Genomic DNA, 4,099 nt, shown 5'->3' with positions numbered 1-4,099 from the left:
CGAAGCGAGCCGCAATGGATGACACGTTTATGCTCCAAGTCTTAGCCGCTGCGTTGCCCGACTCGGGTAAAGACTCCACCCCTAGTTGTCAATAGCGTTTGAGATGCGCTTACCCTGTCAAAGAGGCGGGAAGGGCGCTGTTGAGAAGGAACTTAAAAAAATGGGTAGAGAGATGTCGAAAGGTCAATTCAAACCATAGGAGTTTTCAACTATGAATTGGTACATTCCCACCTTAGAATCTGATGAATATGATGCACTAGACTATGTTGACTCCAATGATGACAAAGTACTTAGCTATTTTTGGGGATTTGACACCAGCTATGATCCAGAAGCACCAGGAGGCTTTAGAAGCAATCGTCTACCTTATTTCCCAGACACCTGGCAACCTATTCAAGTAGAGAAATATCCTGCTAAAAAAGCTGATATTTTATCTCTGGTCGGCTTTATGACAATTACTCAACATGCTCTCTCCTACCTGAAACCCTTATTAGGTGAAGCTATTCTTTTACCCGTTTTTTGTGGCGAAGAAATATTGTACGTGGTGAGAGAGGAAGAAATTGATTGTCTGAACTATGAAAAAGCCATCGTCGATCGATATGACAATGGTGCTGTTTCTGAGATTGAGGAGTTTGCTTTACTACATCAAAAGCTAGAAGGCAAACACATTTTCCGATTTCCGGAGATCATTATCACCAGCTTGGTTTCACAAACATTTAAAGATGTCGTAGAACAAAATAATTTGTTTGGGATGAGTTTTCGGAAAATCACTGAGTTGATATAAAGCCTAGTAGATATCTATCCCCCACATCCATAGAGGGATACTTACTCAGAATAGATTCTCCAGCAATATGTTGCACCTTTGTGAAATGGAAAAAATTGCCCAAACAGCAACAAAGGCAGCCCTGACTGGCTATGACATTCCGCCAGAAGTTCGGAGTCTACTTGTTCTTGGAACAGTATTTATGGGTGATTTTGTCATGTTTGAGCTGTATATTCCTACTCCGAGACCTCAAGACGCAATTGTTATCTCCCAAGCAACTGTCAGTCGAATGAATGGAGAGGTGAAAGTTGATGTATTTCTCAATGAGAATCGTAGTGCAATTGAGGAAAGGATAAAGGAAAGACACTGATTGGATGCATTAGCTAGTTCTTAAACGAACGCTATAGTGAAGGACAATATTTACAGATCGGCGATCGCTTGTTCCTTAAAGATGGGTCAATCTCAGTTGTCCAAAAGTACGATCGCCGCTTGAGACTGTCGATCGTACCTCTCACCCCTTCCCAAAACTGGCTGACCTGAGAACGGATGGGGGTTACAATCAAAAAATGAGTTTCGATAGCACCTGTCGGCGACTAGCCGAACAATTTCCAGAAGACATTGCCCGATGGCTCCTCGGCAGACCTATTCAATCCACCCTTCTCAAACCCACCGAACTCTCCCTAGAACCAATTCGTGCCGATAACCTAATTTTGCTCGAAGGCGATGCCGACATCCTGCATGTGGAATGGCAAACCGACCCCACCCAAGTCATGCCCATGCGCCTTGCCGACTATCGCCTGCGCATCCACCGCAAAGCGCCTGATAAAACCATCCATCAAGTCGTCATCTACCTACGCAAAATCGATTCCCCCCTCGTGCAGCAAAATTACTTCGAAATCGCAGGGATGTACGCCGAATACAACGTGATCCGGATCTGGGAAGTGCCCGCCGCAGAACTGCTGCAAGCACCCGGTCTATTGCCCTTTGCCGCCCTCGGCCAGACCGACAACCCTGAACGCACCCTACGCGATGCAGTACGAGCCATGAAGCAGGTTGAGAACCCAGAGCAGCAGCATGAATTACTGGGTGCAGCCTACTTCCTGGGTGGGTTAGTATTAGAACGAGAGTAACTACTCAGGCTGTGGTTTAAGCGACACAGGATTGCCCGAGAACAATCCAACGAGAGCGTCTAAAAGATTGATATTCTGCTTGCGCAAGGTGGATAAATAGCCCCGAATGCGACAGAACATGCGAGCCCCGTCCTCAGAGCGAAAGCAACCCGATATTTTCTGCTTGAGTTTCATCATGCGCAGATCACGTTCGGCTTGATTGTTATCAAAGGGGACTTCAAAGTCATGCATGAATCCGAGAACTGCCGCTTGTTGAGACCGTAAGCGCTCAAGTAAATTCAGGGGGGGTGGACGTTTCGGACGACCTCGTTTTTTCGGCGCATCAGGCAGGGGCTCAGGCAACGGATTCACCGCGATACCTTGCTCAATAATCTCGGTATAACGAGCCTCAAAGGCTTGACGTTGCTCTGAAGCTAAAGCCCGTTTTCCCACTGCTTTGGCCCCGTTGACTTGAGCCAGTATGGTCACCAGCAACAGACTCATCTGATAGGCCCAAGTCTGACCGTGGTGCTCTAGCACGAACTGTAATTCCCTCAAGTGATGGGCATTACACAGGAAATGCTCACATAGATAGTCCCCGTAGCTCTTCCAGCCATCATGGATCGCTTTGCCGCGATAGTCGGGCAAAATGTCCATTGCTGCCATGGCCAGTTGTCCCCGTTTCTCATGCACAAAGTAGTAGGTTAAACCGCTGGTACAGGCCACATGCAACCACCACAGATGGCCATTGACCCGCAGCCCGGTTTCATCAAAATGAACCACTGGCGCAGTCGCCACTTGCGTTTGGATCGTTGCTTCTATCGGTTCAAGTTGCTCATGGCATTGCGCGAGAGTGTTGTACAGCGTGCCTTCTGATACCTGCACCCCCAGTAAGTCTTTGAAGACATCACAGGTGCGACCTGAGGGCAACAGTTGGGCTGCTTGCAGATACACCATCATGCCTTTGAGCCTCGGGCCATACTGTACCCGATTGCTGACACCTGCCGGAAAGCTGGCCAGGGTTTGACAGCCACAATGCGGACAGTCTTTAATCTCAGCCTGATGTTCGGTCACCTTCAAGGCCAGGGGCGGAATATCGAAGACTTGGCGGCTCAGCACTGCTGTTGCGCCGACTTCGCTCAAAGACGCACCACAGCCGATGCATGCCCTGACAGAATGGCGTTCTACAGCATCAACCTCTTCACGCCACTCCAGCGTGCTACCGGGATGATCTTCTTGCCCGCCTGAGGCTTTACCGCTCTTTTCCCGTAGACTTTTGGGCCACTGCTTTGCAAACCCATCCCCAGACGGCGGTTTGCTACTATTGCGACTGTTTTTTTGGGCTTGCCCTTCCAGCGTCTCAACTCGTACGCTCAGCTGATTCACTTGTTCCGATAAGGCTTCGATTTGCCCCAGCAACGTCTTGACCAACGTCACGACGGCTTCTTCTCCCTGCCCATACACCGCACGGATTTCTGCATCGCTGAGCTTGATTGGTTGAAGCCCTGGTTCTCTCACTGATTCAATCTCTAATCCCTAATATGATGCTAAATTACCTGCTTTTTCACGATTCTTGGTAAAACTCTTTATTTTTTTAAGCCTGAGTAGTTACATTTCAGGCAACAATAATTTCAGGCGACAATCAAAACTCACAATCAAGATCGAGCATATTTCCAAGAATTCCTTTAGTAAAATTATTTTTCAACAAAGCGCATTGTATGACCATCCGGATCACGCACCAATACCCCCTTTGTAAAGCCAAAAGTAGATGCAGGAATGGTGACGCCTCCTGGTGAGATAAACTTAACGTGATTTTGGCGTAATCGCTGAACCTCAGCCTCCACATCTGGCACGACTAACGTCGTTTGCCAATGCAATAAATCATTGGGTTGCGCGTCTCCAGGGAACGATCGACCATCTTTGGGTTCTAGATAGTCCAAAAATTCAATGCCAGGGCCAGCCGGAGAACGAAGGCCACTAATCCGTAATCGCGCGCCTTGAACATTATTCAGGTGTTCCTGCTCTGTCCCATAGTTCATACTAGTTCCCGCCAATCTTAGCCCCAGCAAATCTTGATAAAACTCTAGGCTTTGCGCAGTATTGGACACCACAATCGCCGTATGGTCAATAGAGTTGTTGGGAAATAAAACCAGCTCTGGGACAGGGTTTGCCCTGACTGTTATCTAACTTATGCTGCATCTAAGTAGAAGTTCCACAAGCCTGCTGCGTT

The 4,099-nt window shown here is 48.0% G+C and carries 5 protein-coding genes; 3 read left to right on the top strand and 2 right to left on the bottom strand.

Annotation, left to right across the window (positions count from 1 at the left end):
* The first annotated feature begins 211 nt into the window (after nt 1–211).
* The 3 genes from ACN4EG_RS27285 to ACN4EG_RS27275 all read left to right on the top strand — a co-directional run bounded on the left by ACN4EG_RS27285 (nt 212) and on the right by ACN4EG_RS27275 (nt 1,890).
* Complete coding sequence (locus ACN4EG_RS27285; protein ID WP_431633435.1) at nt 212–781, top strand: imm11 family protein; 570 nt, start codon at nt 212–214, stop codon at nt 779–781.
* Nucleotides 782–866: 85 nt separating this feature from the next.
* Nucleotides 867–1,130, top strand: coding sequence for a hypothetical protein (locus ACN4EG_RS27280; RefSeq protein WP_431633434.1), 264 nt, complete (start codon nt 867–869; stop codon nt 1,128–1,130).
* 196 nt (nt 1,131–1,326) lie between these two features.
* Nucleotides 1,327–1,890 (top strand): Rpn family recombination-promoting nuclease/putative transposase, encoded by a 564-nt coding sequence (locus ACN4EG_RS27275; protein ID WP_431633433.1) that lies wholly within the window; start codon nt 1,327–1,329, stop codon nt 1,888–1,890.
* On the opposite strand, the gene tnpC is transcribed toward ACN4EG_RS27275, so the two are convergent.
* Together tnpC and ACN4EG_RS27265 are read right to left on the bottom strand one after the other, a co-directional pair.
* A complete protein-coding gene (gene tnpC / locus ACN4EG_RS27270) occupies nt 1,891–3,363 on the bottom strand; it encodes an IS66 family transposase (protein ID WP_431633437.1) in 1,473 nt (490 codons plus the stop codon).
* 200 nt (nt 3,364–3,563) lie between these two features.
* Nucleotides 3,564–3,998, bottom strand: coding sequence for a VOC family protein (locus ACN4EG_RS27265; RefSeq protein WP_431633436.1), 435 nt, complete (start codon nt 3,996–3,998; stop codon nt 3,564–3,566).
* Nucleotides 3,999–4,099: the final 101 nt, after the last annotated feature.

This window comes from Alkalinema pantanalense CENA528 (assembly GCF_050753345.1).
Taxonomy (GTDB): domain Bacteria; phylum Cyanobacteriota; class Cyanobacteriia; order Leptolyngbyales; family Leptolyngbyaceae; genus Alkalinema; species Alkalinema pantanalense.
This window is presented reverse-complemented; position numbering and strand designations above follow the sequence as displayed.